This is a genomic window from Vibrio sp. VP6 (genome assembly GCF_028823755.1).
GTDB lineage: Bacteria > Pseudomonadota > Gammaproteobacteria > Enterobacterales > Vibrionaceae > Vibrio > Vibrio parahaemolyticus.
In genome coordinates this window covers 1-1,341 of sequence record NZ_JAPEID010000135.1, presented here as the reverse complement: position 1 = coordinate 1,341, position 1,341 = coordinate 1, and the positions used below count along the sequence as shown (strand labels likewise).

The 1,341-nt window shown below is 47.2% G+C and carries 1 protein-coding gene and 1 pseudogene; one reads left to right on the top strand and one right to left on the bottom strand.

Annotated elements, in window-relative coordinates:
• The first annotated feature begins 111 nt into the window (after window positions 1-111).
• Complete coding sequence (locus tag OU793_RS24455; protein WP_176453664.1) at window positions 112-819, top strand: site-specific integrase; 708 nt, start codon at window positions 112-114, stop codon at window positions 817-819.
• Here OU793_RS24455 and OU793_RS24450 read toward each other — a convergent pair.
• Window positions 814-1,197 (bottom strand): annotated as a pseudogene (locus OU793_RS24450) (recombinase family protein); the annotation flags it as partial. The gene OU793_RS24455 and the pseudogene OU793_RS24450 sit on opposite strands and share 6 nt — an antisense overlap.
• Window positions 1,198-1,341: the final 144 nt, after the last annotated feature.

Genomic DNA, 1,341 nt, shown 5'->3' with positions numbered 1-1,341 from the left:
ATATCCAATTAAAAGGATCGAGAAAAGATCTTTAGACAAGCCCAATCCGCTGTGCAAGGATATAAGCAAGTCGTGTCAGATGGAGATTAAAGCGTGAACACGCTCGTTGAGATGCCCACAACCCCTCTTCCTTTACCACAGCTCAACATCAGCCCAAGCGTTGATTGGGCGTATCACTTAGCGTTCCGTAAAGAAGTGATGCTCAAGTGTCCCGATATGGACTTACCCAAATATCTCTTGGCCCCTGAAATTCGCGCGTTGTCAGAATTGCCGATCAATGATCATCATCGCATGTTATTGCGCTTGCTGTTTAACTGCGGTGGCCGTATCAATGAAGTGTTGGCCCTGACCCCTTCGGACATCTTGCACGTGCAAGACCGCTACTTAGTGCAGCTGCGTACCTTAAAACAACAACGTCGCAGCTCTGGCCGAGCGAAGAAAGGCGATATTCGTTTGGTGCCACTGTTTGATAAGCAGTTTGCGAACGAGTTAAACCGTTACATTGTCACGCACTGTACCAACCAACGCTTGCCAATCTTCCAGTCCAAGCGCAATAAAAAGCGCACGGCCATCAATAGCGAAACCGCGAGACTGTGGTTAAAAGAGATAGAGCAAGTGGCTGTCGAGAATGGGCTATTTTTGGGGACCGCGTTAACGCCGCACGTTCTGCGTCATAGCTTTGCGGTACATCTGCTGTTGAATCACATGCACATCAAACGTGTTCAAGCCCTGCTTGGACACGCCAGATTGAGCTCGACGGAGGTATACACCAAGCTGCTGTCTATTGATATGGGAGAACACATGGAGATCAGTTTTTAAGGCGCGATATATTGTTGCTTCTCCAAGGTCAAATTCTTTCGCAAGTTGACCGATGGTTGCTCCTTCGGTTCGTCGATCATATATTGCATCACATATTTGAGCGTCGAGTTTTTCTGGCCGGCCAAACTTCACACCGTTCTCTTTTGCTTTGGCAATCCCTTCCGCTTGTCGTTCCGTGCGTAAGTCATTTTCAAATTCAGCAATGGATGCCAGCATGTTAAACATCAGTCTGCCGGTAGATGTGCTGGTATCGCTATTTTGGTCGATGACGATTAAGTTGATTTTTTCTTTTTCAAAGCGCTTGGCGAGTTGCGCGAGATGAACAACCGAACGGGCTAGGCGATCTAAACGGGTGATGACCAAGGTATCCCACTTTCTCCATAACCTATAAATCCGAGAGAATGCGCCGTCTGAGGTCACTACTCATTATCATTTGACACGCAAGTGTTATCTGTCACTTGATGGTGATGGTCGATTATACATGTGGTGCGGGGTGAATAATGAGTGGATTGAAACCAAAAC

Bases quoted from the DNA above. Each gene is read 5' to 3' on its own strand.
- OU793_RS24455 (WP_176453664.1), top strand. From the start codon at position 112: ATGCCCACAACCCCTCTTCCTTTACCACAGCTCAACATCAGCCCAAGC.